The sequence below is a fragment of the Thalassospira indica genome (assembly GCF_003403095.1).
Classification (GTDB): Bacteria; Pseudomonadota; Alphaproteobacteria; order Rhodospirillales; family Thalassospiraceae; genus Thalassospira; species Thalassospira indica.
On record NZ_CP031555.1, the window covers coordinates 4,392,022 to 4,417,034 of the forward strand.

The 25,013-nt window shown below is 52.6% G+C and carries 19 protein-coding genes and 2 pseudogenes; 12 read left to right on the plus strand and 9 right to left on the minus strand.

Features of this window, described 5'->3' with window-relative positions; translation table 11 throughout:
• Positions 1 to 23 precede the first annotated feature (23 nt).
• The gene (locus DY252_RS20525; protein ID WP_064788648.1) at positions 24 to 2,585 is read left to right on the plus strand and encodes a GcvT family protein; all 2,562 of its coding nucleotides are present in this window, start codon (positions 24 to 26) and stop codon (positions 2,583 to 2,585) included.
• 74 nt (positions 2,586 to 2,659) lie between these two features.
• Here the strand turns inward: DY252_RS20525 and DY252_RS20530 are convergent, their stop codons facing one another.
• Together DY252_RS20530 and DY252_RS20535 are read right to left on the minus strand one after the other, a co-directional pair.
• Complete coding sequence (locus DY252_RS20530) at positions 2,660 to 3,637, minus strand: MBL fold metallo-hydrolase (RefSeq protein ID WP_064788647.1); 978 nt, start codon at positions 3,635 to 3,637, stop codon at positions 2,660 to 2,662.
• Positions 3,638 to 4,194: 557 nt separating this feature from the next.
• The gene (locus tag DY252_RS20535; RefSeq protein ID WP_129542781.1) at positions 4,195 to 4,680 is read right to left on the minus strand and encodes a hypothetical protein; all 486 of its coding nucleotides are present in this window, start codon (positions 4,678 to 4,680) and stop codon (positions 4,195 to 4,197) included.
• A gap of 148 nt (positions 4,681 to 4,828) precedes the next feature.
• Here DY252_RS20535 and DY252_RS20540 point away from each other — a divergent pair, with 148 nt between their 5' ends.
• The 6 genes from DY252_RS20540 to DY252_RS20565 all read left to right on the plus strand — a co-directional run bounded on the left by DY252_RS20540 (position 4,829) and on the right by DY252_RS20565 (position 14,177).
• Positions 4,829 to 6,640, plus strand: a complete 1,812-nt coding sequence (locus tag DY252_RS20540) for a hybrid sensor histidine kinase/response regulator (RefSeq protein ID WP_064788645.1) — start codon at positions 4,829 to 4,831, stop codon at positions 6,638 to 6,640.
• 327 nt (positions 6,641 to 6,967) lie between these two features.
• A complete protein-coding gene (locus DY252_RS20545; protein WP_064788644.1) occupies positions 6,968 to 7,726 on the plus strand; it encodes a FecR family protein in 759 nt (252 codons plus the stop codon).
• A gap of 45 nt (positions 7,727 to 7,771) precedes the next feature.
• Positions 7,772 to 9,532: a S8 family serine peptidase gene (locus DY252_RS20550; protein WP_064788643.1), complete on the plus strand. Its 1,761-nt coding sequence runs from the start codon at positions 7,772 to 7,774 to the stop codon at positions 9,530 to 9,532.
• 384 nt (positions 9,533 to 9,916) lie between these two features.
• A complete protein-coding gene (locus DY252_RS20555; RefSeq protein WP_082923447.1) occupies positions 9,917 to 10,621 on the plus strand; it encodes an ankyrin repeat domain-containing protein in 705 nt (234 codons plus the stop codon).
• Positions 10,621 to 10,896, plus strand: coding sequence for a hypothetical protein (locus DY252_RS20560; RefSeq protein WP_064788641.1), 276 nt, complete (start codon positions 10,621 to 10,623; stop codon positions 10,894 to 10,896). Before DY252_RS20555 ends, DY252_RS20560 begins: the two co-directional genes overlap by 1 nt.
• 233 nt (positions 10,897 to 11,129) lie before the next feature.
• Positions 11,130 to 14,177: an ankyrin repeat domain-containing protein gene (locus DY252_RS20565; RefSeq protein ID WP_165374930.1), complete on the plus strand. Its 3,048-nt coding sequence runs from the start codon at positions 11,130 to 11,132 to the stop codon at positions 14,175 to 14,177.
• Positions 14,178 to 14,633: 456 nt separating this feature from the next.
• Here DY252_RS20565 and DY252_RS20570 read toward each other — a convergent pair whose 3' ends face one another.
• Positions 14,634 to 15,191, minus strand: coding sequence for a hypothetical protein (locus DY252_RS20570; RefSeq protein WP_064788639.1), 558 nt, complete (start codon positions 15,189 to 15,191; stop codon positions 14,634 to 14,636).
• A gap of 142 nt (positions 15,192 to 15,333) precedes the next feature.
• On the opposite strand from DY252_RS20570, the gene DY252_RS20575 reads away from it, so the two are divergent.
• Together DY252_RS20575 and DY252_RS20580 are read left to right on the plus strand one after the other, a co-directional pair.
• Positions 15,334 to 15,957: a LuxR C-terminal-related transcriptional regulator gene (locus DY252_RS20575; protein WP_064788638.1), complete on the plus strand. Its 624-nt coding sequence runs from the start codon at positions 15,334 to 15,336 to the stop codon at positions 15,955 to 15,957.
• A gap of 26 nt (positions 15,958 to 15,983) precedes the next feature.
• Positions 15,984 to 16,805, plus strand: a complete 822-nt coding sequence (locus DY252_RS20580; protein ID WP_129542782.1) for a hypothetical protein — start codon at positions 15,984 to 15,986, stop codon at positions 16,803 to 16,805.
• A gap of 21 nt (positions 16,806 to 16,826) precedes the next feature.
• Here the strand turns inward: DY252_RS20580 and DY252_RS20585 are convergent, their stop codons facing one another.
• Positions 16,827 to 17,153, minus strand: coding sequence for a hypothetical protein (locus tag DY252_RS20585; RefSeq protein ID WP_129542783.1), 327 nt, complete (start codon positions 17,151 to 17,153; stop codon positions 16,827 to 16,829).
• Positions 17,150 to 19,984, minus strand: a complete 2,835-nt coding sequence (locus DY252_RS20590) for a pre-toxin TG domain-containing protein (protein WP_064788636.1) — start codon at positions 19,982 to 19,984, stop codon at positions 17,150 to 17,152. The genes DY252_RS20585 and DY252_RS20590 overlap by 4 nt, the downstream gene beginning before the upstream one ends.
• 138 nt (positions 19,985 to 20,122) lie before the next feature.
• On the opposite strand from DY252_RS20590, the gene DY252_RS20595 reads away from it, so the two are divergent.
• Together DY252_RS20595 and DY252_RS20600 are read left to right on the plus strand one after the other, a co-directional pair.
• Positions 20,123 to 20,407, plus strand: coding sequence for a hypothetical protein (locus DY252_RS20595; protein ID WP_062959819.1), 285 nt, complete (start codon positions 20,123 to 20,125; stop codon positions 20,405 to 20,407).
• Positions 20,408 to 20,570: 163 nt separating this feature from the next.
• Positions 20,571 to 20,921, plus strand: coding sequence for a DUF3828 domain-containing protein (locus tag DY252_RS20600; protein ID WP_165374931.1), 351 nt, complete (start codon positions 20,571 to 20,573; stop codon positions 20,919 to 20,921).
• 283 nt (positions 20,922 to 21,204) lie between these two features.
• On the opposite strand, the gene DY252_RS20605 is transcribed toward DY252_RS20600, so the two are convergent.
• Entirely contained in the window at positions 21,205 to 22,185 is a 981-nt protein-coding gene (locus DY252_RS20605; protein ID WP_082923446.1) for a Fic family protein, read from the minus strand.
• A 191-nt stretch (positions 22,186 to 22,376) separates the two neighbouring features.
• Complete coding sequence (locus tag DY252_RS20610; RefSeq protein ID WP_064788634.1) at positions 22,377 to 23,399, minus strand: IS110 family RNA-guided transposase; 1,023 nt, start codon at positions 23,397 to 23,399, stop codon at positions 22,377 to 22,379.
• A gap of 180 nt (positions 23,400 to 23,579) precedes the next feature.
• Here DY252_RS20610 and istA point away from each other — a divergent pair.
• Positions 23,580 to 24,338: pseudogene (istA, locus tag DY252_RS20615) on the plus strand (IS21 family transposase); the annotation flags it as partial.
• Positions 24,339 to 24,364: 26 nt separating this feature from the next.
• Here istA and DY252_RS22785 read toward each other — a convergent pair.
• Both DY252_RS22785 and DY252_RS20625 read right to left on the minus strand, forming a co-directional pair.
• Positions 24,365 to 24,421: pseudogene (locus DY252_RS22785) on the minus strand (hypothetical protein); the annotation flags it as partial.
• Positions 24,422 to 24,462: 41 nt separating this feature from the next.
• The gene (locus DY252_RS20625) at positions 24,463 to 24,912 is read right to left on the minus strand and encodes a MerR family transcriptional regulator (protein WP_064788633.1); all 450 of its coding nucleotides are present in this window, start codon (positions 24,910 to 24,912) and stop codon (positions 24,463 to 24,465) included.
• Between the last annotated feature and the right edge of the window lie 101 nt (positions 24,913 to 25,013).

The following is a 25,013-nucleotide window of genomic DNA, read 5'->3' on the forward strand; positions in this document are numbered from 1 at the left end:
CTCGGAAAGAAGGATTGAGAGAAATGAGCGCATTTCCAAGCAAGGCCAAAGTCGTCATCGTCGGTCTCGGGGGTATTGTTGGTTCCTCGGTGGCGCATCACCTGATCGAAAACGGCTGGGATGACATTGTTGGCATCGACAAATCGGGCATTCCGACCGATATCGGCTCGACGGCCCACGCATCCGACTTCTGCTATGCCACCAGCCATGATCAGCTGACCACCTGGACCACCATGTATTCCATGAATTTCTATGAAAAAATGGGCCATTACGCGCGCATCGGTGGTCTGGAAGTGGCACGTGTCGGTGATCACGAACGCATGGGTGAACTTAAACGCCGCGTTGATTCCGGCAAGGCATTTGGCACCAACGTCAAAATCATCTCTGCCGCTGAAGCCAAGGAAAAATTCCCGCTTCTCGAAGAAGACCAGATCATGGGTGCGATGTGGGATCCGGACGCCGGTCTTGTTATTCCGCGCTCCCAGACGGTTGCTGGCAAACTGATTGATCAGGGCGTCGCCTCCGGCAAGCTCAAGATCTTTTCCAACACCTCGGCGCTTGAATTGATCACCGAAGATGGCCGCATCAAGGGTGTGGTCACCGAGCGCGGTACGATCCATGCCGACTATGTTGTTGTCTGTGCCGGTCTCTGGGGCCGTCTGATTGCGGAAATGGCCGGCGAAGACCTTCCCGTCATGCCGGTTGATCACCCGTTGACCTTCTTCGGGCCGTACAACCAGTTCGAAGGTACCGGTGTTGAAATCGGCTATCCTTTGCTGCGTGACCAGGGCAACTCGGCCTATATGCGCGACACCGGCGATCCCAAAAGCACTGAGGGTGGCCAGATCGAATGGGGTTACTATTACGAGGAAAACCCGCGTCTGGTCCATCCGCGCGACATTCTTGAAAAGGATCAGGCACGCCTGTCCCCGTCGCAGCGCGACCTTGAGCTCGAAGACGTCATGGAACCGCTTGAACGCGCCATGGAACTGACCCCGATCCTGACCGAGCTTGGCTTTAACGAAAGCCACTCGTTCAACGGTCTACTGCAGTCCTCAGCCGACGGCGGCCCAAGCATGGGTGAAAGTCAGAACCTGCGTGGCCTTTGGTACGCGGTTGGCATCTGGATTAAAGACGGACCGGGCATGGGCAAACTGATTGCCGACTGGATGACCCATGGCCGCACGCACATCGACCACGCCTCGGTCGATTTCTCGCGCTTTAACAAGTTCCAGCTCAACGAACAGTATATCCACGACCGTTGCTATGAAACGGCAAAAAAGATCTACAACCCGCCCGTCCACCCGCGCGAGCCATTCGCCAATGCCCGTGGTATCCGTCGTTCGCCGTTCTACGAACGCGAAGTTGAACTTGGCGGTTACTTCATGGAACTGGGCGGTTGGGAACGTGCACATGGCTATGCCGCCAACGAGCACCTTCTTGAAAAATACGCTGACCGCGTACCGGTCCGTGAACATGAATGGGACAACCGCCACTTCTGGCGCGTATCAAACGCCGAACAGCTGGCCATGAGCGACGATTGCGGCATCATCAACCTGTCGCACTTCCACATGACCGACATTTCCGGCCCCGATCACGTCGAACTGATGGAATGGCTCTGCGCTGCCAAGATCGGTGGGGATGCCAATATCGGCAAGGGTATCTATACCCACATGCTTGATGACGAAGGCATGGTGCGTGCCGACTTCACCGTCTTCCGCATGGAAGACCGCTGCCGTCTGGTCAATGGTGCCGATGCCGGCCCGCGTGACCTGACTTATATGCGCCGCACCGCCCAGGATAAGGGCTGGGATGTCACGATCACCGATGTCACCGAAGATTTCACCACCATCGGCATCTGGGGCCCGAACGCGCGTGAGAACCTTAAAAAGGTTGTCGAAGACCCCGAGGCGCTCAATGTGGAAAACTTCCCGTTTGCCGCCATCCGTCAGATCAGGATTGCTGGCAAAACCGTCTCGGCTTTCCGCATTTCCTATGTCGGCGAACAGGGTTGGGAACTTCACATGCGTTATGAAGACGGCCTGGCTGTCTGGGATGCGCTGCGCGGCATTGGCGTTCTGGCGGTTGGTGTTGAAACCTATGCCAACTCGCGCCGTCTGGAAAAATCGCTGCGCTTGCAGAACGCAGATCTGCACACCCAGTACAACCTGCTGGAAGCCGACCTTGCTCGCCCGAAGGTCAAGGAAGCCGACTTCCGCGGTAAGGCAAAGCACGTTGAATATCGCGAACGCGATCATCAACCAGCCATGCTCTGCACCCTGATCATGACCGACAATGTCGATGCCAATAGTGTTGCCCGTTACCCGGTCGGACGTCTGCCGGTGATGGATCCGGAAACTGGCAAAACCCTGATTGATGAACTGGGCCGTCGTTCCTACACCACCTCGATCGCCTTTGGTCCAAGCATCGGCAAAAACATCGCCCTTGCCTACCTGCCATGGGACTACTGCCAGGAAGGTCGCAAACTGATCGTGTCTTATATGGACGAGATCTATCCGGTCGAAGTTTATGGCATCGGCTACAAACCGATCTACGATCCGGAAAACCTCAAGCCGCGCAGCTAAATCGCCTACGCGCCATACGAACAAAAAGGGCGGGGTAAATCCCGCCCTTTTTTCATATTCGAACCGATCAAGGCTTAACAACCGGCTGAACAGATCCCGGCGCTGTCGAATTCCATGGTCCTACCACTCAGCGGAACATGGGTCGGAACACTCACTGCGTTGATAAAGGCCTCGGTCCGGGTACCGGAACGCACATTACCGCCATCCGTTGCCCATTCATTGGCATGCGATGGAATAACCGATGCTGGCATGATCAGGTCATTGATGACATAGGCGGCTTCTGTCGGGCCGGTAGTGTAGGTATCACCGATATTCATCACCACAAGCTTCGCACCGTAATGGCCACGCACCACAGCGTCCTGTTCGGCCGTGATGCCCGTATCACCGGACAGATAGACCGACAATCCGTTCGAGAAGGTCAGGACATAACCAGTCGGCGGCCCTGCATACGCGGTCACCCCGGAAGATTTAAGCATCTCACCCAGCGGCCCGCCAAGGAAGTCACCTGAAACGCCGTTGCTGTGCACAGCCGGAACCGTGGTGATACTCACACCACCGACCATGCGCGAAGCCCCGAAACGCACCAGAACGGACTTGTCCGGATCACCCCCGATACTTTCAAGTTTGCGCCCCAGAATACCGGGCATTTCGCTACCGGTTACGATCAACGCATCCTTGGCATGTGCAATCTGAACCGTGTTCGACACGGACCGGACATCAACCGGGAAGGATGGCTTGCCGCACTCGGTTGCATTCACCGCCTCGATATGACGGTCACCAAGGTGGTCGCCATGCATATGACTGAGCAATACCGCATCAATCTCGCCCAATCGCGCGTCGTCTGGCCCGGCCACCGTTCGACCGGTGTCGTAAAGAATACGGGTACCATCCGGATCTTCGAATATCATCGCCCGATCAAGCGGGCAGAACTCGCCATCAACCGCACCAAGCGGCGTTACTTTAACAGTCTGGGCCTGCGCCGATGCACCGATGGCCAATGCTGCGGTAATCAACCCCGCAGCAAATCCACCCCATTTTCCACTCGTCTTCATGATCTGTCCTCCACTGTTTCATCACATTGAGTTTTGATCCGCTGACTTTAATACGTGCAAATAGGGCATCGGATTTACTGCCCCGCACCCGACGAGGACGATCCTAACATAATCCGCCTTGCAACCTCGCATTGTTCAGGGACGACGGTCGTGGCCTAAGACTGACTCTCTGGGCAATAAAAAAACCCTACCACCGAAGGGGGCAGGGTCTTTTTATTGGTTGCGGGGGCAGGATTAGTCTCCGCCCTATGGGCTCCGCCAGCTCCGGCCTTTGGCCTTCGCAAAGAACCTGCAAACAGGCATGGCCTGTTTGCGATCTTCCAATCCGTATGCACCCGGCAAGCGAACATTAAAAAAGCCCGCCACAAGGGCGAGCTTATTTAATGTTGGTTGCGGGGGCGCGCAACTACATACGCTGTTCTACGCCAACGCTCGCTGCAAAGAAGCTTTTCTACCCTTTTTAGGTCAATATCTCTTACACACCGCGCAACAAAGATAAATATGCACCCCATGCGATAAAGTTTTCAAAAGTACAGTAGACCCAACAATCACTATGATTAATCGTGTGAATTCTGATCTTTGAAGTCCTGTAACTTTTCAATCAATTGAGTGGGATTTAGCTCCAAATCCAATGAGAACTTTACAAACCTGTCTCGACCTTCAACACTGTTTTTCAGATAGAATCCCGCCTGTAGGTTCGACTTATGGTCATGTCCATCATGCAAGCGAAGATCAAAATGATCAATTTCTTCCCATTCGAAGAACCTGTCCTTTTTCCATATATTCTTAAGTAAAATGCCATTGGTTGAAAGTATCAGACTGCCATGACCAAGATGTTTCACACCATACATTTCAACTGAAGAACCAAGAGCAAGCAAGATCAGCCCCCCCAGCAAGACCGTAGCAGCTGCGGGATATGCTGACAGAAAGCCGGGTGACGCGATCACAAAAGTCACTCCTCCCAAAAGCAGTGTCCAAGAAAGAAGCACCGTACCTGTTCTGCCGTTTTGTGACGCTCTAATTATCAAATTTTGATCTGGCACGAGCCTCCCCTATCAACAGAATTCGACAACCAAGTGCCAACCTTCTTATCCGCTTTGCTCACACAATAATGAGCTAAAATTCGCAAACGCGCTCTAGCACATGCAGACTATTTGTATCCAAACCTGAATATGCAAGTATGCATCTGACGTGATTCAAGAGAAAAACCAATTTATTTTGTTTCTTTGCGTCCTATTCAGGAGATTTTTTATCAAAGTACAAAGCTTTTTCCCTGATCACTGGAAAGCAGAATACCTGTTCCGGCTTGGCATAGGTAGCTGGATTGTGCACCTGTGTGTTGTGACGCTATGTTTCCTCGTTCTCCGCGGAACACCCAAGTGGCCCTTCGAATGGCTTGCCGCCATGGCTTTGATATCCGTCCTTCTAGGAGGGACAAGCGCTGTATATTCCTTTGGAAGTACAAGCCTGCAGCTAAATTCAAAGCACTGGCTTCATCTTCACGCCATGTTCACAACGGTTGCAGGTTTGATTTGGGGTACAGGTGCAATTTTATGTAGCCTGGAAACACCCGATAAATTGTTGTTTTACACTTTGGCTCTCGGCGGCACGGCACTTGGTGCGGTGAGCTCTCAACATAGCTATCTTGTTTCCTGCTACCTATCGCTCTGGACATCCATTCCTATGTTGTCGGTTGCGCATTTTCTTGCCGGCACCAATCTCGAAAACCGGGTAGCAGGCATCCTGATTTTGCTATTTGGCGTGATGCTATCTATTCTTGGCTGGCGAATGTACCGATTTCTGGCCAACAACGTCGCACTCAACAAAAGTCTGGATGCAAAAGTTAACGAACTTGAAGATGTCCGGCATAGGCTCGATCAGGCGCTCAAAGTTACCCAAGACGCCAATGAGGCAAAGTCGCGACTGCTTGCGCAGGCCAGTCATGACTTGCGCCAACCGGTTCATGCTGCCGGACTTTTTATCGCTCACTTGAAAGAAAAAACAACAGATCCTGAGAGCCTCCAAATATTGGACAGGGTCGGGTTGTCTCTCGCCAGTCTTTCCAGACTGTTTCGTTCTCTGCTTGATATCGCCGCCCTGGATCTTGGCCGGATTACTGTGCAAGCCACAGCATTTCCGATACAGGAAGTAATTGATCAGGTCATTCGTCAAACTGAAGCGCTAGCGCAGAAGAATGAAATCACAATACGCACTGTCCCTACCCGAAGATGGGTACGAACCGATCCGGCATTGCTTGAAACCATCCTGCAGAACCTTGTGACCAACGCTATCAAATATGCGCCTGGCAAAGACATTCTGGTTGGCTGTCGTCAAGTAAAAAACACTTTGTCGATAGAGATTATTGATCGGGGACAAGGGATACAGCCAGCTAAATACGATGAAATTTTTAAAGAATTCTCCCGATTGCCGGAAGCTCTTATGAAAGGAATTGACGGACTAGGACTTGGTCTTGCCATTGTTAAAAGAATGGTAGATCTAATCGGTGCAACTGTTGCCGTCTATTCCCTTGAAGGAAAAGGAAGCCGTTTCATTGTTTCTGGCATTGCACAAACATCGCCACGTCCCAGTGAACAGCCCGACACCAGAAAACCTCGAAATTTTGAAAATTTCAGGGTCACCATAATTGACGACGATGCTCTTTGTGCCGACGGAATTGCTTCGTTGCTCGGAAGCTGGGGATGCAAGACAACAGTGTTCAATTCACTGCCTGCCGGTCTTCCTCAATCAGATTTCCTGATTATTGATCAATCCTTTGGATCAGATATGTCGGGAATAGATTGGCTGGAACAACTCCACCGTCAGGGACACAAGCCTCCTGCCGCTCTTTTAACAGCGAGTTTGGAAGAGGATCTTACCATCAGATGCCGTACATTATCCGTACCGATATTAAGAAAACCTGTGCAGCCCGGGCAACTCAGGTCTTTGCTGATTGCAGCGACCAGACGACATCGAGATACGACCTCGAACCCATCACCTCCATGAAGCTTGATAACGGACAACCTGTTGAAAGCTCACAACTGGCGACACCGGAGTATCCGGTAGCACATACAACCTAATTGCATCACGAAAAGAACAACCATAAACTAATATTGGTCGGGCACATCAAACCAGATGGTTTATGATGTTTGATCATGAGATTGATGGTGGATGGAGGTTCCAATGTCTTTGGCATCCAAATTTTTCTGTGCTGCAAGCATTTCCGTACCTTTATTGTTTTCAGCTTCCGGTTACGCCCAAACAGAAGCCCCGGAACGCAAAGGCCCTGACTGCAGGGCATTGCTCGAAGGACATAGGGGAACATTTCAGGCTGTGCAAAGTGCGGGGCGCTCGATCTGGCAACTTTTTGATCAGTTCAATGCGACGATAAAAACCGCAAACGCCCAGAAGTCCAGCTATCGGCAGTTTCGCAAGGATGGCAAAATGGCCGAGGCAGAAAACATGGCCGCCCAACTTGATAACACCTGGTCGGAACTGAACAGCCTGCAAAGGCAAATCGTCTCGCAAACCCATAACGGCATGTCGGCGGCCAATGCCTGGTGCGATGCAGTTGCGTCGATGACAGCCGTTGGGTGTAGCACCAGCAAAGCTCAAGCCTCTTGCGCCAAAAGTCAAAGCCAATGGAGCAAGCAATCCTCTGCCCCCATCATGACAAAAACTCAATTTGCGACCACATGGCGCAAACCCGAAGATTACAAGTTCGATCCCCCACCGGCACCATGCCCCGCTGTTGAACAGGCCAGCCCCGAACCGCGTCCCGGCGGCGAGGTTCGCGAAATACGCGGCCGCGCTTTTGTTGTCAGGGGAATGCGAAGCTATCCGGTCAAAGTCGGGATGAAGTTAGAACCCGCTGATATTATCGCTGTCGAAGAATCTTCGATGGTTCAGATTTATCTGCATGAAAGCGGTGTTCTGAAAATCACCGAGAAAACCAAGTTTGAAATTCCCAAACCACAGGCCCCGGAAACCGAACCCGGCAGTTTTGTCAAAATTGGCGATGCGTTGAAGAAAGGCCTTCAGGGCCCGTCACTTGAGGTCAAATGTTCCGGTGGTGGCGGGGCGCGCGGCTAACCACGACCTCTAATGTTGATTATAAATAACGCGAAAGGTCGATTGATGAAATTGCTCTTTGTCCGCTTTTACGCCTTGGTCGCAGCCCTTCTGTTCACGCTGGCTTTACCTGTTGACAGCCATTCGGAAGAACTGGGCAAAATACCCTTTAGCGTTGAAGAAGGCCTGAATGCCATCGGTTATACCGAGAAATCGGCACTGCCAATTGATGGGCTAAAGGTCGCAATCATAGATGCCGGTTTCCAAGGATATGAAGAATGGGCAGCCCAGCTTCCCGAAGCTCAGAAAAACAAAATAAGGCCACGCACAGAATTCAAAACCGAAAGTGACCACGGCTTTCAGGTTCTTCGGATCGCGCACAAGCTCATGCCAAAGGCACGGTTCTTCCTGTATGAAATCCCCTTGGAAAGTAAGATTTTTAATAAAGCAATGCCTTTGATTGTGAAGGATATTTCTAATATGGGGGTCGAGTTTGTTAATATGAGCTTGGGTCGCTACTCATCCCCGTATAATGGAGTATCCGCAAGCACAAAGGATATCCTGCAACTTTTTGACAAATATAAGGTATTCGCCCTGATCGCTGCGGGTAACCAACGCGATAACTATCACACATGGACGATCAACGAAATCGAGAAAGGCTATATCAAGATAGCAGGAGCGGACGCCACCAACAGTTATTCCGCAACCATCCATCCATCTGCCAGCAAAACACACAGTCTGAATCTCTATTGGAAAGCCGAACCTGCTGATCCACCCGTCACGGTGATATTGGGACAAAAAATAGATGGAAAAACCCAAATATTCCACAAATCAGCAACTAACGGCGAGATTCAATTAGATTACATTGCAAACAACGACCCCCCAAAAAAGCGTAAAACCCCGCCAGGCCAAATCACAATACGGTCAGTCGCGCCGCCATTAAAAGACAAACCTTATGTCATTTGGATACAACCAAGTGAACAGGCAGAGAAATTTGTTGGGCGGGAAATGACACTGGCAGTACAGGGAAGTGCACGTTTCAAGATCGTTGGTGGCAATGATGGCAACCAATCCTATACAGCGTATGGAATGGTAGAAAGCCCGTATGTGATGATCGCCGGTGCTTTTGCGCGCCAGGCCAAGGGCGGGAAAAACGCGCCCGCATATTATTCCAGTTTCGGAACAACCCTGGATGGCAATATCATCCCGCACGTCATAGGGCCAGGGACTTTCATTGTCCCGCCCGATGATGAAACAATTCAGGGGACATCATTTGCGGCTCCATTCATTACAGCAGTACTCAAGATCGCCTCGCGGGAATATTATAATCCCAAGAATGTTGCAGAACGCATATCGACCCATGCCTATCTTACCTCCAATCCGCAGGGGCCCCAACGCAGCCGCTATGGCGTCCCCGATGGCCGTTTGATCTTTGACAAGAAGGCATTAAGCGCGAAGCTCGCCCCCAACAAGATTGAGGATGTCTCCCATCGCATTGAAGGATCTGACATCGTTTTCAGCGGCAAGATCAGTCGCTGCTGTATGGAGGCGATTGAGGCCCAAATCGTCGTGGCAGTAAGTCAGGTCGTCACAAAGAATGGTCAAAAGACAGCCCAAGCGATCAAGGGTATGGCTTCCACTGCTGAACAGATATTCACTACTGGCGCAAAGGACTATGACAAATTCCCCTTCGAGCTTCGCTTCAATGCATCGAAAATGCCCGCCGATGTGAAAGAGCTTGTCGCCCATTTCGCAGTCAAAAACCCCAGGGGTTCCTGGGCGGCAATGATACCAACAGAAAAGCCCTATGTTTTCACGCTTCCGTAAACCGAGACAACTCATGAAGGCGTCTCTCTGTTTCAAGAGAAGCTGCGACCTTCACCCAATACCACCCACCTCTGGCTGGTGGTGTTGGGCGCAGTGCACAGACCATAGAGCGGCAGAATAATGCCAGTTGCCACACATCTCGACATTAAATTGCCGAGCAGTTTGGTCTTTGCTTGCGTGCCGCCCGACACAGGATGTCTCGTATACCTCGAAGCTATCTTGACCTTTTAGATCAGCAGAAACTAAACTTTTGATTGATATTTTTTCGTCCATCAAACCGTTTTGGACAAAACATAAGGTCGACTAGTACATACATAGTATTGAGCGGCAATTTTGCTGTGACTATTCTCCTAACGGAGTTGCAAATGTTTCGGGAGGGTTGACGTGAAGGCACTTTGGATCGGAGCAGCATTGCTATTGGTACTCCACACCCCCGGCTATGCGGACCCGTCGCGGAACCTTTATTACGGACTGAGTGATTCAAATATTGAGCTGGTCAGGGCCGCATTGGCTGCTGGTGCTAATCCGAACGAACCCGTCACTGGAAAACCACCGCTGCAAAGGGCCTGCATGGCATTTTATTCCAGAGATCGTGGAGAATTTGCCAAAGCATTATTGCAAGCCGGAGCAAACCCCAATGGCCGAGACATCGCCGGGCATACCGCTTTGCATATCAGTGGTGGCAGAATGGATTGTGTCCCCCTCCTGCTTGCTGCCGGCGCGGACCCCAATGCCCGAACCACCGAAGACGCCTGCCCTGTTCACGGCAGACCTGTTCTTGAAAAGATACTGGGTGAATTGAACAGCCAAACCGGTCTTGAAGGACTGAAAACCTTACTGAATGCCGGGGCACGGTCCAATGTTCCCGGATGTGATGGCGGGTCCATGCATTGGCAAGCTGCCCGCAATTTCATGAACAAGGCGAATGAATATCTTCAGGGGTATTCCACCCCCACTGCTGGCTGGTGGAAACCTTATGTTCAGGCATGGCAAATACTTGATCAGGCACTTTTGGCCGATGCTGACGCACAAGATCTGATGGCACAAGCCCTTGCTGTTGCAACCACCGTTGAAAAGGAGGTCCGGTGATGAAGATGATCATGCTGACATTGGTGTTCCTTACCATCGCTTTCCCGGCATCTTCAGGTTCCATCAGGGATCAGGTGGAAGCTCTGACACCCATAATCAAACAAATGCAAGACCAAACCCCGGCTCAGGATGGAAACCTTGATTTCCAGCAGCCCGGCACATCAAAATCCCCGGACCAAAAAAGCAATCTGGAATTCCGCCCCGGCAGTGAAACTCGGCGCCAAACGATCAATGAGGCCATCAGGGCGCTGGAAGCCGAAAGTGGAGAACGATAATGAAACATCTCCGCCGCAATCTGATCGTTCTGCTTTCCGGTGTTTCACTTACGGTTATGGTTCCGGCATCGCTTCAGGCCGAATGCCTGGCAGTGGATTTCGTATACGAACATCGCGACGCCATGCTGGCAATCAAGGACCCGGCGCAGAAAAACGATTATATGCGCAAGGCAATCTCGTCAGCCTGGAGCATGACTTCCGATACCGCCAGCAAGACAATAATGGCCTATGGCATGGGTGAAGGTCTGGCAACGGCCCCCTCACGGGCACTTGCCGAAAAGGCACTGTCACTCAGCCATGCCGAGATGCTGAAACTTGCCAAAGGCGCCCCCGTTGATCAGCAACGCATTGCCCAAACCCTTTCCAAGATCAAACAAGGTGTTGCTGTTACCGACGATCTGAATATCTGGATGGATCGTGTCGGTATTGCCGTGGATGCTATCAATCTGATCGACTGGACAATCACCAGTATGCAAACCGGTGATCGTTATGCAAAAGCCAAAGCTGCTCAGTCTGCTTTGTCAATTGCCAGAACAATCACGGCAAAGGTTGCAGGCGGAACCATGGGGGCAATGATGGCCTCCGCCAGTTTCATTGACTATGCAGTTTCATCCTTTGGTGAAGCTGCCCATGCTGCCTACAATGCTAACTGGTATAATGCCTACCGGGAATATTATGATAGCGGCGGACGGAACGGAGCCTTTTGGGTCGATTTGCGCCAACGCGGCGGAGATCAGGCCGTTGAAGCAGAACTGAACAAGTTCTGGGATGATCCTGGGGCTTACGCCAATCTTCAGGGCAAGGACGTTCCCCGCCCCTTCATCGGGGATGGATTGGCGATTGCCAAACAGAAAAAGATCTATGCTGGTCGTTACATGACCGAACGCATAGAGCCCATGGTTGCACAAGAAACCGCAGACCGGGCAGAAGCCGCTTGGGAAGTTGCCTCGCAAGAATATCGTCGTGCTTGCTATGCAGCCAAAGCCGAAGCACAAACGCTCCAAACTGTTGAAACTATGCTGGCATCCCTGCAAACAGCAGGAGATGCGGATGAACGGCTGTTTTTTGCGGTCCGCAGAAACGACCTTGATGCAATCGATGCTGCATTGGCCGATGGCGGAGATCCGTTAAAAACCATTCCCGATCAAGGGTACAACGCATTGGATGCGGGTATAGTCCTTATGATCAGCGAAGGTGACGGACAAGACGGCCTTGCCCGTCTTTTGGCATCGGGTGTTTCACTTGATCAGGCATTTTTCGGCCGCGATCAGACTCCGTTAACCGCCGCCCTGGACAAAAATGCCCAAAGTGCGATTACCTTCCTGCTCAAACATGGCTATCCAGTTGACAAGCCGCGTAAGGATGGCAGAACTGCCCTGATGCTTGCCGCCTTCAAAGGGCAACAGGAAATCGTCACAACACTTCTTTCTGCCGGAGCGTCGGTTATCCCTGTGGATGGTGATGGCATCGATGCGCTTGGCTATGCTGCCAATGGCAGCCGCGCAGATATTATTCCCCTTTTGATCTCTGCCGGGGCGCAACCGAACCGGCTTGCGGCCAATGGCCTGACACCTTTGATCATTGCCGCGGCGCGTGGAAACATGGCAACGGTCCAGACCCTGATTGACGGGGGCGCCAGTCCCGCAATGAAGGGAAAATCAGGCACAGCGTCACATTATGCCTCTCTCAAGGGACATATGGAAATTGCTGAATATCTCAAAGGATTGGAAACAAAGGCTGGGCCGCTTGATATCGTGTCAGCCAGCCCTTTTCAGCCGACAATCATTTCAGGTAATGTCGAATTTGTAGATCTGCGTTTGGCCAAACAAACCCAGGGTCCGCTTGACTGGAAAATCTATATCGATGATGTCGCAATACTGGGCTGGCGACCACGGGCAACATCGGAAGAAGGAACCTTTTCTTTTGAAGTCGTCGCCAAAAATGAAGGGACATCCAATTTTACCGTACGTGTGACCGATGCCGCAGGGAATAAGGGCACTTGGTCAACAAGGTTCACGTCTGAACTTGGTTATACCGAATTGGTCAAAAGGGCTACCGAGGCGATCAAAAGCAAGGATATGGCCGAAATCAAAAAGCTGGCCTCAAACCCGAAAACAGCCAACATCCTGTCGCGAGAATGTGTCAACTGGGATCAGGAAACGATGCAATGTCGCATGATGCTCAGTGGGTTCGCATTGGTCGCTGCGATAGCAGCTAATGACACATCTGCTGTAGATGCACTTCTTGTTGCTGGCGTTCATCCTGATTCGCGGTTTGCATCGAGCAACTGGAACAAGGGATATTCCCCCATGACCTATGCAGTTGCCGGCGGACGCCCGGAAATTGCACGAATCCTGGTTGATGCCGGTGCGAATATCAATCACATCAACCCCAACGGCAGTAATGCGTTTATAACGGCATTGGCCATTGGCCGGATTGATCTGGCGAGATGGCTGATGCAGCGCGGTGCAGATGTCAATGTGCCCTATCGCGAGGACGGAAAGGTCTACTCTGCCCTGCACATAGCGGCAACGGCGGAGAACATACAGCTCTTTAGAGAACTGTTGCAAAACGGGGCCCAAATAACCACCGATGATGCAGGGCACACACCAGGATATTACATCTACTGGCTCACCAAGGACGTAGAGCTTGCCGTTGCAGCAGGTTATCCCGAAGCACGGGAATATGAAGCCAAGGCAAACGACCCAGGCTTTGACTGGGCCGAATTCGCCCGCCGAATGCAGCCTGCATTGCAGCAATTCGGACAGAATGTGGCTGCCGCCCAACAACAATATAATCAGCGCGTTGCCGATATTAATGACACTTACAATAGTCAGCTTGGGCAGATGTATAACAGCTTAAACCAAACACAGTCGCCATATTCAAGCGGGTCATCAATCTCGTCTTTTGCCGCGCCGGAAATTGAGACATCTGACAACTCAAAGGCAACATCCAGTGAGTGGGAGAAGTTTGGCCCACACATTCAGCCTTTGCCCTGTTTGTTGGCGTTTGAAGTCGGGGTGCTGAAAGGACGGGGGCTTTCTCCAGTTCCCGGGGCATTCTTCCATGGCGAAACGCAGAATGGTTGCGCAGACAGGAAAATGCAGAATGATTACAAGTTACGAGAGCCGTTTGACGCCTGCGGCGTATCTGTAAATGTTTTTACCGATTTCCCGAACAAAGTTCAGAAGACGATAAAAGGAGGAAAAAGCTGGAGTTCAAGTGCCAACGTACTGATAGTCCGGGGGGGAGGAAAGCTGTTGGGGTACTGCCCGTTCTAGCGAAGCTTAATTCCATATCATGTATAATTACGGCCTCAGAAAGCGAAAAAAAACAAGGGGCTGACATAGATAGCTGAAAGAGGCTATTTTTGTCAGATGGTTAGGATAAGACGGCGAAGTGGGCTCCCGAAAAGTATTCAAATTGAGCTTCTGAAGTATTTTCCCGGGATCGTATAACATTTCCTGGAAATGTTTGGTCAACAGTAACGGTCCATAAAATGTTGCATTGAAAACTCGAAGAAAGCACATTTTCAATATGATCAAACTCCGCTACCAGATCGTCTCGGTACTACTGCTATCAGCATTAAACGCCTGCAGTTATCTCTCCCCCACTATTCCCGACGGCAAAAAAGAATGGCAAAAGGGTTGGTCCGATGGATGCAACTTCGTGCGTGCATTCAATGGCCATAGCAATGCCTGGGAAATTGATGTAAGCCGCCGATATGCCGACCCTGACTATGATCTGGGAGTTCGCGACGGGATATCAGCCTGTGAAGAAGATTCAAATGCGTCCGAGCTCGACACAAACAGACCGGCAAAAGCTATCCCATGAAGGAGTGCGGCCAGCAATGGCCAGAACGCGGACATGATGGCCGCGATCACACAGAGAACGAATGCCGCCGCCCCTGCCCGCATTGATCTGCCTGCAAGAATAATATTCGCAGCAACGATGCTAGCCAGCCCCCACAAGCCAAGAAAAAAGCTGGCAACCGCGACGATGATCAGCCCTTCATCCGCACCGGAAAACCCAGCTATTCCGGCAAGACCTTCGACCAGAACTGGCCCGAGAAGATAAAATGAAGTGCCAACGGCCCCCAATAGTGCCAGCAAAGTCAAAATTCCCCACAGACACCGACAATAAAAACTTTGTCGGTGGAGCCATAAAGCCAGACCGGAGGCCGAGATAAAATAACCAACAGGTACCAGAAGCAGGGGCAAGTTTCTGTCAAAGACAAATATCCCTGCAAAAGCGATGGGTGTTAGACATAACAGATATGGCAGCACAGCACGCATCGGTCGATGTTCCATTTTCCCAGATCATGATCTGCAATTATCTGCTGTCCCGCCCAACAGGTAAAATAGGTCATCTGCCTTATAGGGATCGCCTTTGTTTCGGGCTATCCTGCCTGCTGGGCATTCAGGGAAAGGTTTACTTGTGACAAACCATATCATTGTCGCCGATGATCACCCTCTTTTCCGGGAAGGGTTACGTCGACTGGTCGAAAATGCGATTGTTGGCAGCCTTGTGCATGAAAGCGAGACATATGCCGAAGTCTGCGAAACCGCAGAGCGTTTTGGCCCGCCTTCCCTGTTTGTGCTTGATCTTCTGTTTCCTGGTTTTGACGGCGCACACAGTGTTCAGGAACTGCGAAACCGTTTTCCGATCAGTCCGATATTGATTGTCTCGATGATGGCCGATGATACGGTGATCAATACTCTGCTTGAAGCTGGCGCCAACGGCTTTACAAGTAAGGCCGCACCTCCTGCGGTTCTTGAAAATTCCCTGACAAAGGTTATGGACGGCGAAATCGTCATTTGTCGTGAGTCCGATATACCTGCCTGGGAGGTCAAGACTTCTCCGACACCGGTTGAAGCCCTGTCACCCCGACAAAAGGAAGTACTGCTTTATTTGCGGCAAGGTTTATCAAACAAGGAAATTGCCCGCGCCCTGGATATTTCGCCATTTACTGTCCGCATTCACGTATCAGCCTTGCTGAAAACACTTGGCGTCACCACCCGGGCTGCCGCTGCCGCCATTGCGGCGCGCGAAAGAATATGACAGGAACAATCCGAGCGGAGATTGACATGCAGTTGAATATTCCAATGCTTTCCATACTGGCTGTCGGGTGCTGTACTTTTATCTCTGCCTCATCATATGCAACGTCAGCTAAAAGTGATGGGGCACCGGTTCCAAGGACCTATTGCGCCCTTGCAAGTGACCCTGCTCAAGAAGAAATTCAGCATCTGTGCAGCTCCGTTCCCCCAGCAGACGATCACTCCTGGGTTTTGCCAGTCTCAATCGAAACAGGTACGAGATGGATAGAACTACATCTGCGGGAAAGCTTTGCCTTTGAACGTCTGGAAATAGACCTCGGTTGCAGCATTTTCAAAACACCCAATACGTCACAGGAAGTTGACTTCACCGCTGCGCTTGAAAACGGTATTACATTGACTGGCAAACTCGACTTTGCCCCGGATATCCAGACCATATATCTGCCGGGGTGGAGCCAATCACGAAGCATTCGTTTTGAATTTTCGACTCAGCAGCCCGAAATTTGCCTCTCAAGCCTGAGAGCCATCGCCATTGATGCTGCGGCAATTGATGACATTCCCTATCTTGAATGCTGGTCAGCAGGGGGACTATTGAATGAAAGCTGTCATGCCGCCGAAATTCTGCGCCTGCAAAACGAAAAAGACGCCTATCTGAAAGATGCTTCTCAAACCATCCGTCAGATTTTTGATGACTGGCAAAGCATCGCTGATGATTATTGCCGTCAGCTTGACAGTGGCCTGCAGCACGAATGCAAACGCGAGCGGCTACTCGACATGCTATGGGCAGCCAGAACCCACATCAGCAACACTAGAATCAGCAAGACGCAACCAGCCCTTGAGGCAAATCAGGATTAGATGTTCCGTCCGGCCACCCACTCAACACCTGGTCTTGGGTAAAGATTTTCGGTCGATAAGCTTCAGAGAGTCTTTGTTTTTTCGTTCAGTTTTTTGCTGTTCTGACGTCGTACCGTTTGCGGTCTGACCACCAGCCTTCTTGTTCTTTGCTCCGGCTTCATCATCGGGGTGTTTTCCTGCTTTTTCCTCAGATTCCACCGGTCTTGTTATTGAGTACCCCTGATACGAACGTCCTGTTCCACAGGCAGATGCATTCTCCGTCAGGGTCAGAGAAATCATTCCAACCAGTATAATGCAGACAATGCCTGATCGGCACCAAAGCAGGTCAGGTTCTGGCTCTGTTTTCACGCACCTGCTCCCCTCATCTCTGGACGAAGTTTGATCACAGCCTCAAACGTATCTGCAAGATAGGATCCTGCCTGATCAAGTGACAATCCGATCTCACCCAGAGCAATTTCCGCATCGACAGGTGAGACTGTACGAATACTCCCATCCGGAAATTCCGCTTTCTCACCGATATTGCGAAGCCAGAAATAGGTTTTTTGCGCCTTCAGGGGCAAAGCTTGCCCGACACTTGTTCCATCCGGCAGGCGAGCAACAATCAGATTTTCATATTGCTTCCATATCTGACGAGCGCCTTCAGCCTTCAGCGCTAAGGCTCGCTCAAGTTCGTTGTTTGATGCAGCGGCTTTGGCACGCTCGAACCATTCATGCCCTTTATAGGCAAAGGTTTGCTTCATATCTTCCGCAGCCACGGAAGATACCCGCGACGATCGATCATTCACGAAGGAAAAGATATCCATCCCTGGTCGATAGGCATCAAGCGCCCATTCGTCGGTAACCGTATGATCAATTGCGGCTCCCCACTCCTGCAATTCATTGCCGGTCTTTGGGGCTTTGCCTGGATTGAGCTTGCGATAGAGGGCGGTAAGATAATGTTCTTCGACAAACTCGGCGGGTAGATCGACCTTCAGTGGTATTCCGTTTTTATCAGTCTGGTTCGTAACCAAGCGATATGTAATATCGCGATCAGAACCAATATCCCCGACTTTGGGCGGTTTATTGGTTACATTAAGGACTTCAAACTTCAAATCATTCGGATCAACATAATGTGCGATGTCAAAACTCTCATCCGCATTGATCATTCCGGCCTTGCCGGCCTTGTTGCGCATTTCAGACTGAATGCGGGTCCATGTCGCATCAGCAAGGTTGCCACCTGCCGGATTGTTAATTGCCTTGGCAAGGTCGGTTGCAATGGTCTTGAATGCATCCTGATCGACCACACCTTTTCCATTATTGATCAGTTGCCCGGTTGATGGCATCAGCTCAAGCTGGCCAAAGAGATGTTCCTCGAACCGGAAAAGTGCTGATCTTTCCCCAATGTCGGCTTGTTTAAGGGCAGCAACGGCACGGGTATCGGATCTGGCTGCCTGATATGCCTCCAGAAAAGCTTGATCAGACAAAAGCTCATTCGCACTTTTGTCTCCTATGGCTTGCAGAGCGGCGTTCGCCTTGGTCGCCCCTTCCTGTTCCACGCGCTGCCAGGCCTGACGATTGGTTTGTCCTGCTGTGGTTTCTGCAAACGCGTCAATCTTTGACATTGCCCGTGCATTGAAGCCATCCAATGCGGATGACTCAATTTTAACATGCTGCTTTGACAGAGTTTCCGTCATATTCAGCACATCATCGGTATATCTTGATACAGCAGATGCAACCAAGGCGGGATTTGCTTCAGACACCGCCACTGCACGACTGAACGCAGAAACGGCATTGTCCGATTGTCGGGCAATTGTCGAAATGGTGCTTGGCAAAAGCGGCATGGCGGCAAAAGCATAATCAACCGCCCCTAGTTCTTCGCCGGTAAGGGCATGTTCACCGGTCGCGACGGAGTATAAATCAACAGCCTCCCCAACCAACGGCACGCCAGAAACCATGGTAGCAACCAGTTTCTGTTCCGCCGCAATCATGTCCGCCTGACGAGCCAGATCGAGTGCATCCGCACCACCAATCGTCCGCACGGCATTGGCATAATCTCGCATATGGGTGACACTTGCCGCTGGTGTTTCCGAAAGCAATGCTGTCAGATAGGCGAGATTGACGCGGCGATAGGTCGCGGTTCGAACTTCGGAAATACGAACCGCTTTTTCTTCTGCTGAAAGAGTATCATCCAGACCGGCTTCAAAATCAGCACGTCTTACAGATGACCTTGCGATCTCATGTAACTGCCGCAATCGCGTTACATCATAACCGGCATCGGTTGCCAGTTCTTCGGCATAGCCGATTGCGCGCTGAAACTGAGCACCCTCAATTTCCCCGCCTTGCTGCCAGTAAGACAGCATTTCACGCAAATTATCGGCCAATCCAAACCGCGCGATATTCACGCTGTCAGCCGGCTTTGTTCTGCTTTTGTCACGGTCCGACAGCCAATTTCGAACTTGCTGCTGGGCACGGTAATCATCAATTCCCTTGCCCATGGCAGTCATAACCGCGCCTGTTACAGCATAGGCATGATTTTCTGCATGGCTTGAACTCGAAAATTCAGACCCTGCGGAAAAATCCGAGCCAACAAACCCGGATTGATACTGACCGCTATAAAGTGGCCTGCCCCCACCACTTACAGACAAACCAAGTGTAATATTGCTACTGATCGTCGAAACAAATCCGCCACCATATACATGCTCATAGTCAATAATTGACGGGGTAATCACAAGATCATCGTCGGGCTTAGCATCAGATGAAGAACTGATGACTGAGACGTCGCGATAAACCGCCCCGAAGACGACGGGAGCATTGATTGCAACGGCTTCCCCCAAAGGAACAACTGCGGTACGGGCGCCTGCTGCGAAAGATTTAGCCCCTCCTGAAAACACATTATTGCGTGTTACAGAGTTAATGACCACGGCAACAGATCGATCTTCAAGCGTTCCGGACGAAACCCACCCCTCAGATCTTTGGGAATTTATCTGATCGTTGTCACCGGCAACCAAGACACCAACAATGGGTATGAATGCTGCATTCTCGCCAACTTCATCCGTTTTTCCAACGCCAGTGGTTTTGATATGCTGGGCTACTGTCCGAGATGCCATTTCCAGCTGCGGCCGCGTAACCTGATCGGTGAGACAGCCCGACAATGACATAACAGAGATTACAACAAATCCCGATTTCCAATGATTATCCATTAGCCCCTCCCCGCGATGAAATATTTCAAGATTTTATTTAACTTTGGGGTGATTATCTATTAGGTCAATTGATCTATTGTAGGGCAGCTTGGCTCGGTGCAGATTTTGGAAAACACAGTTCTGTTTAGGACTCGAACTATGCAAACAACCCAATCTTGGCATTCATATTTACTGGGCAGCGCAATTATCTTCGCCGCATTCGTCTTCGCGGTAGCAATCATTGCTTTTATGAAACTTATCGGATTGGTCGATTATGACCACTTGTGGCCCGCGTATATTATTGGTTTTTTGATCCTGGCATTAACGGTTGGGACGTTCAAAAAATACAATCTTGCACTGAAGCACATTTCTCCAGTCGCTGTTCTTGTTTTTGCTGGTTGTGCATTGATATTTCTGGAAATTCAGTATCCATGGCTTTTCTAGCACCAAATAGAGATTGCTTATGCCATTACCCCAAATAGCTACTCAACTCTTTCTGGGTACAATATTGCTCTCAATTGGAGGATGCTTGCGAGAACCCACAATATCTGAGCCTGCTGCGATAGAATTGCTTGAACAGGTCTACACTCTACCGGATCCCAATTTCATGGCCTTTCACGATCCGTTGCTCCGGCGTTCATTTTTCACAGAAGAAATTGCTGACCTGATTGACGCAAAGGAAGCTTGCTATGAGCAAGCATTTGGTCTGTCCCATCTTGATTTTGACTACATAGTCCCCGGCCAAGATTATAGCCTAGATAATTTACAAATTTCCCAAATTGGACAATCCGGGAACCAAACCGTTCTTCTGGTTCGTTTTGAAAATTTTGGTGAGAAAGTTGACCTCCTCTATAATCTTCAAAGAACGCGCGCAGGCTGGCGTATAGCTGACACAATCTACGGCAAATTTAGCTTAAAGAGCGATCTGTCCATCAAGTGTCAAGATGCTACCCCATAGTGGACTGCACGTTTATCAGCAGAGATATCAAACAAAACACCCCGCCCGGCGAAAGCCGAGCGGGGTGTTTTGATCTAGGGTTCTGTTATATCTCGCAAAGGAGCGATTTATAACAGAAGTGGTTGCGGGGGCGTGCAACCAACGATACTTGCGATTGGTCGAGCGTCAAATCCCGAAGCTTGCCGCTTAGCATAACCTGTTCTGCCGGCTTTGAAAACCGCTTTGGCGGCCCGCTGACTTGCTTACGGATACGAGTCGGAACTGACCAGGTAGCCTCCAACCTTCAGCCCCGCGCCCGCCCAACCAACCTGTAGCTGGTGCTGCGGCCACCAGCATCCTCCTTCTCAAGCACACCCCGGTCAACCAGGTCCGTGATGTCGCGGAGCGCAGTGTCGGAGGAAACCTTGGTCAGCTTTGCCCATTTCGAGGATGTCAGCTTTCCCTCAAATCCATCGAGCAGCCGGTTGATCACGGCGCGCTGACGCTCGCTGAAGATCTCGCCTGCCATGGCCTCCCAGAAGCGTGCCTTGTGCAGAACGTGGCCCAGAACCTCTTCAGTGCCGTCGAAAGCCCGGTCCAGGCATCCGAGGAACCAGTCGAGCCAGCCGGTGATGTCTAACCCGCCCTTCTGCGTTCTTTCCAGCATGGCGTAGTATTCTCCTCGCTCACGCCGGATCCGGGCCGACATGCTGTAGAAGCGCTGCGCACTCCCCTCGGATCGGGCCAGAGCCATATCGGCGATGGCGCGGGCGATACGCCCATTCCCGTCCTCGAACGGATGGATCGTCACGAACCAGAGATGGGCGATGGCCGCGCGGATGACCGGATCCGTGGCATCGCGCGTCTCGAACCAGTCCAGGAACGCCGCCATCTCGTCCGGCAGGCGTTCTGCCTTCGGCGCTTCGAAATGCACGCGCTCACGCCCGTAGGGGCCGGAGACGACTTGCATCGGTCCGGTCTCCGGGGGGCGCCATGCGCCGACGGCGATCCGGGCCATGCCGCTGCGCCCGGTCGGGAACAGTGCGGCATGCCAGGCGAAGAGCCGTTCCGCGGTGAGGGGGGACGCATAGTTCTGCGTCGCATCCAGCATCATCTCGACCACACCCTCGACGTCACGATCGACCGGGGCAAGCGCACCGATCTCCATCCCGAGGCGCCGGGCAATGGAGGAGCGCACTTGTGTGAACCGGCATGCATGTTTGGATGCCCCCTTCGATGCAAGGATTTTCTCTGACCTTTTGAGCGCGTGATCGAGTGCGGTCATGTTTCAGGCCTCTCAGGTGCGGCCAAGACATGCCGCGGGCCGGTATGGTGATGCGCGGATCGGGGACCAGATCAAAATTGCGAGCTCGCGGCTCGTTGCACGCCACTGGTTTTCCCAACCCGGATCTGTTCGATCATTTGCCCATACGGGTCGTCGCTCTCCTCACATCGCCGACGCTCCGCGCGCCGCGGTCAGCAGACCGCGCCGGTTGGATCCCGGTAGTCCTCTTCGCGCACGAGCATGGCCCAGACCATGCGTGCCATCTTGTTGGCCAGCGCGATAGCCACCAGCATGCGCGGCTTTCGGGCCAGCATACGCGCGAGCCATGATCCTGGCCGCCCGCCGTCGCGACCTCGCCAATGGACGATCGACATCGCCCCCACGATCAGCAGGCGTCGGATGTCGCGCTGCCCCATCTTAGAGGTCCGACCCAGCTTCTGTTTGCCGCCACTCGAATGCTGTCGTGGCACAAGGCCCAGCCAGGCCGCGAAGTCGCGTCCCCTACGGAACTCACGCATGTCCGGCGCGAAAGCCGTAATCGCCATCGCGCAGACCGGGCCGATCCCAGGCATGGTCTGAAGCCTTCGGGCCTCCCCGTTTTGCTTCGCGGCCGCGACGATGCGCTTGTCGAGTTTTTCGATCTCAGCCCCCAGTTGCGCGATCTGATCGAGATAGATCCGCCCCAAGTGCCGGACCAAGTCTGGCAGGTCATCGTCTTCCAGACGAAGGGCGAGACGTTCGACGTTGGCGATGCCCTTGGCCAGAACGATGCCGTGTTCGGCGAGATGGCCACGCAGTGCGTTGACCAGCTGGGTGCGTTGACCAACGAGCAGATCGCGGGTCCGGAAGAGCATCGCGCGGGCTTGCTGTGCGGAGCTCTTCACCGCCACCGTCCGCATGTTCGGTCGCTGGACCGCCTCGGCGATCGCTTCCGCATCCGCGGCATCGTTCTTTTGCCGCTTCACGAAGGGTTTGACATAGACAGGCGGGATGAGCCGGATGTCATGGCCGAGCAGTGCGAGTTCCCGGCCCCAGTAATGCGCGGTCCCGCAGGCCTCCATGGCCACGATGCATGGCGGCAGTGCCGCCATGAACTTCGCGAACTGTGGCCGCGACAGTTTCTTGCGGAAAAGCGCGCGCCCGTCCGCCGCAGCGCCATGAAGCTGGAAGACCTGCTTTGCCAGATCGACGCCGACGATGCTAATCTCATCCATGGATGCCTCCTCTCCCTATGGTGACTTCAGCATCACCATCTTGACACATCGCGATGCCGTCGGGCGGGGGCATCCACACCATCAAAATTGACCCCGTAGCGGGGTGATCGGCGTCCAAAAATGACCCCCTTACACTGATGTGGATGATGCCCCCGAGGTCATCGGGGAGCACAGTGTGGGATGTTGGTCGTGGAGACGATAGCGAAGATCCGGCGGGCGTATTTTCAGGACAAGAAGTCGATCAAGCAGATCTGCCGGGAGCTGCGAGTATCGCGGAACACGGTGCGCAAGGTGATCCGGTCCGGTGCGACGGAGCTCACCTATGAGCGAACCATTCAGCCGTTGCCGAAGATCGGGCCTTGGCAAGACATGCTCGACGAGATGCTGGCGGTGAACGCGCGGAAGCCCAAGCGCGAGCGACTGACTCGCATCCGCATTTTTGAGGAACTCCGGGCTCAAGGATATGACGGTGGCTATGATGCGGTCCGGCGATACGCGGCCTCCTGGTCGAAGGAGGAAGCGGTGGCATCTGCGGCCGCCCATGTCCCGCTAACCTTCGATCCAGGCGAGGCCTACCAGTTCGACTGGAGCCACGAGATCGTGGTGATCGACGGCGCGACGACCACGGTGAAGGTGGCACATGTCCGCCTGTGTCACAGCCGGATGCTGTTCGTGCGTGCCTATCCCCGCGAGACGCAGGAGATGGTCTTCGACGCCCATGACAAGGCCTTCGCCTTCTTCGGGGGCACCTGCACGCGGGGCATCTACGACAACATGAAGACCGCGGTCGACACGATCTTCGTCGGCCGCGACCGAGCCTACAACCGCCGGTTCCAGCAGATGTGCAGCCATTACCTCGTCGATCCCGTCGCTTGCACCCCGGCATCCGGCTGGGAGAAGGGACAGGTCGAGAACCAGGTCGGCGTTGTCCGACGGCGGTTCCCCGACCGGGCCAGTAGGAGACCGAGCATCAGGCCCGCCGGTCCCGCACCGACCACGATGCAGTTCTGGCTCCTTTTCACATGGGAATAGTATCTCAACTTCGCAGGTCCTTGGGATGAGGCTAGTGAATCGATCCTCGGCCTCTGCTTGAAGCTTTCACCTCAGCATCGCCATCGCGGTCGCTGTCATTAGAGGGCAAAATATCGAGCGGGATCAGATCCCCGTCATTCTCGCTTTCAGCAACGAGCTGGATCACCTTTTCGAGTGTTTCCAGTTGAGCGATCTTTTCCTCGACCGCAGCGAGTTGCTCCTTTGCGATGCGGAGCGCCTCGGCCGGGCTTGAGAACGAGGCGTCGGCAAGTCGAAACAGGTCCTTGATCGCCTCGATGCTGAACCCGAGATCGCGGGCGCGGCGAATGAAGAGAAGGCGATGGACCGCCCCGTGGTCGTAGCGTCTTTGGTTTCCCTTGCTCCGCGAGCGCTCGCGCAGCAACCCGATCTGCTCGTAGTAGCGGATCGTCGGAATTTTGACGCCGGTGAGCTGAGAGAGTTCGCCGATGCCGATATCCATGTTTGAAGTTCCTTCCGGATAGCCGCGTGTTGATGATTTGCTGCGTGTTCTATCGCTGAGGCCCTCAAGGCCCGACCGCGCCGGGGTGCGGCGACGGCCCA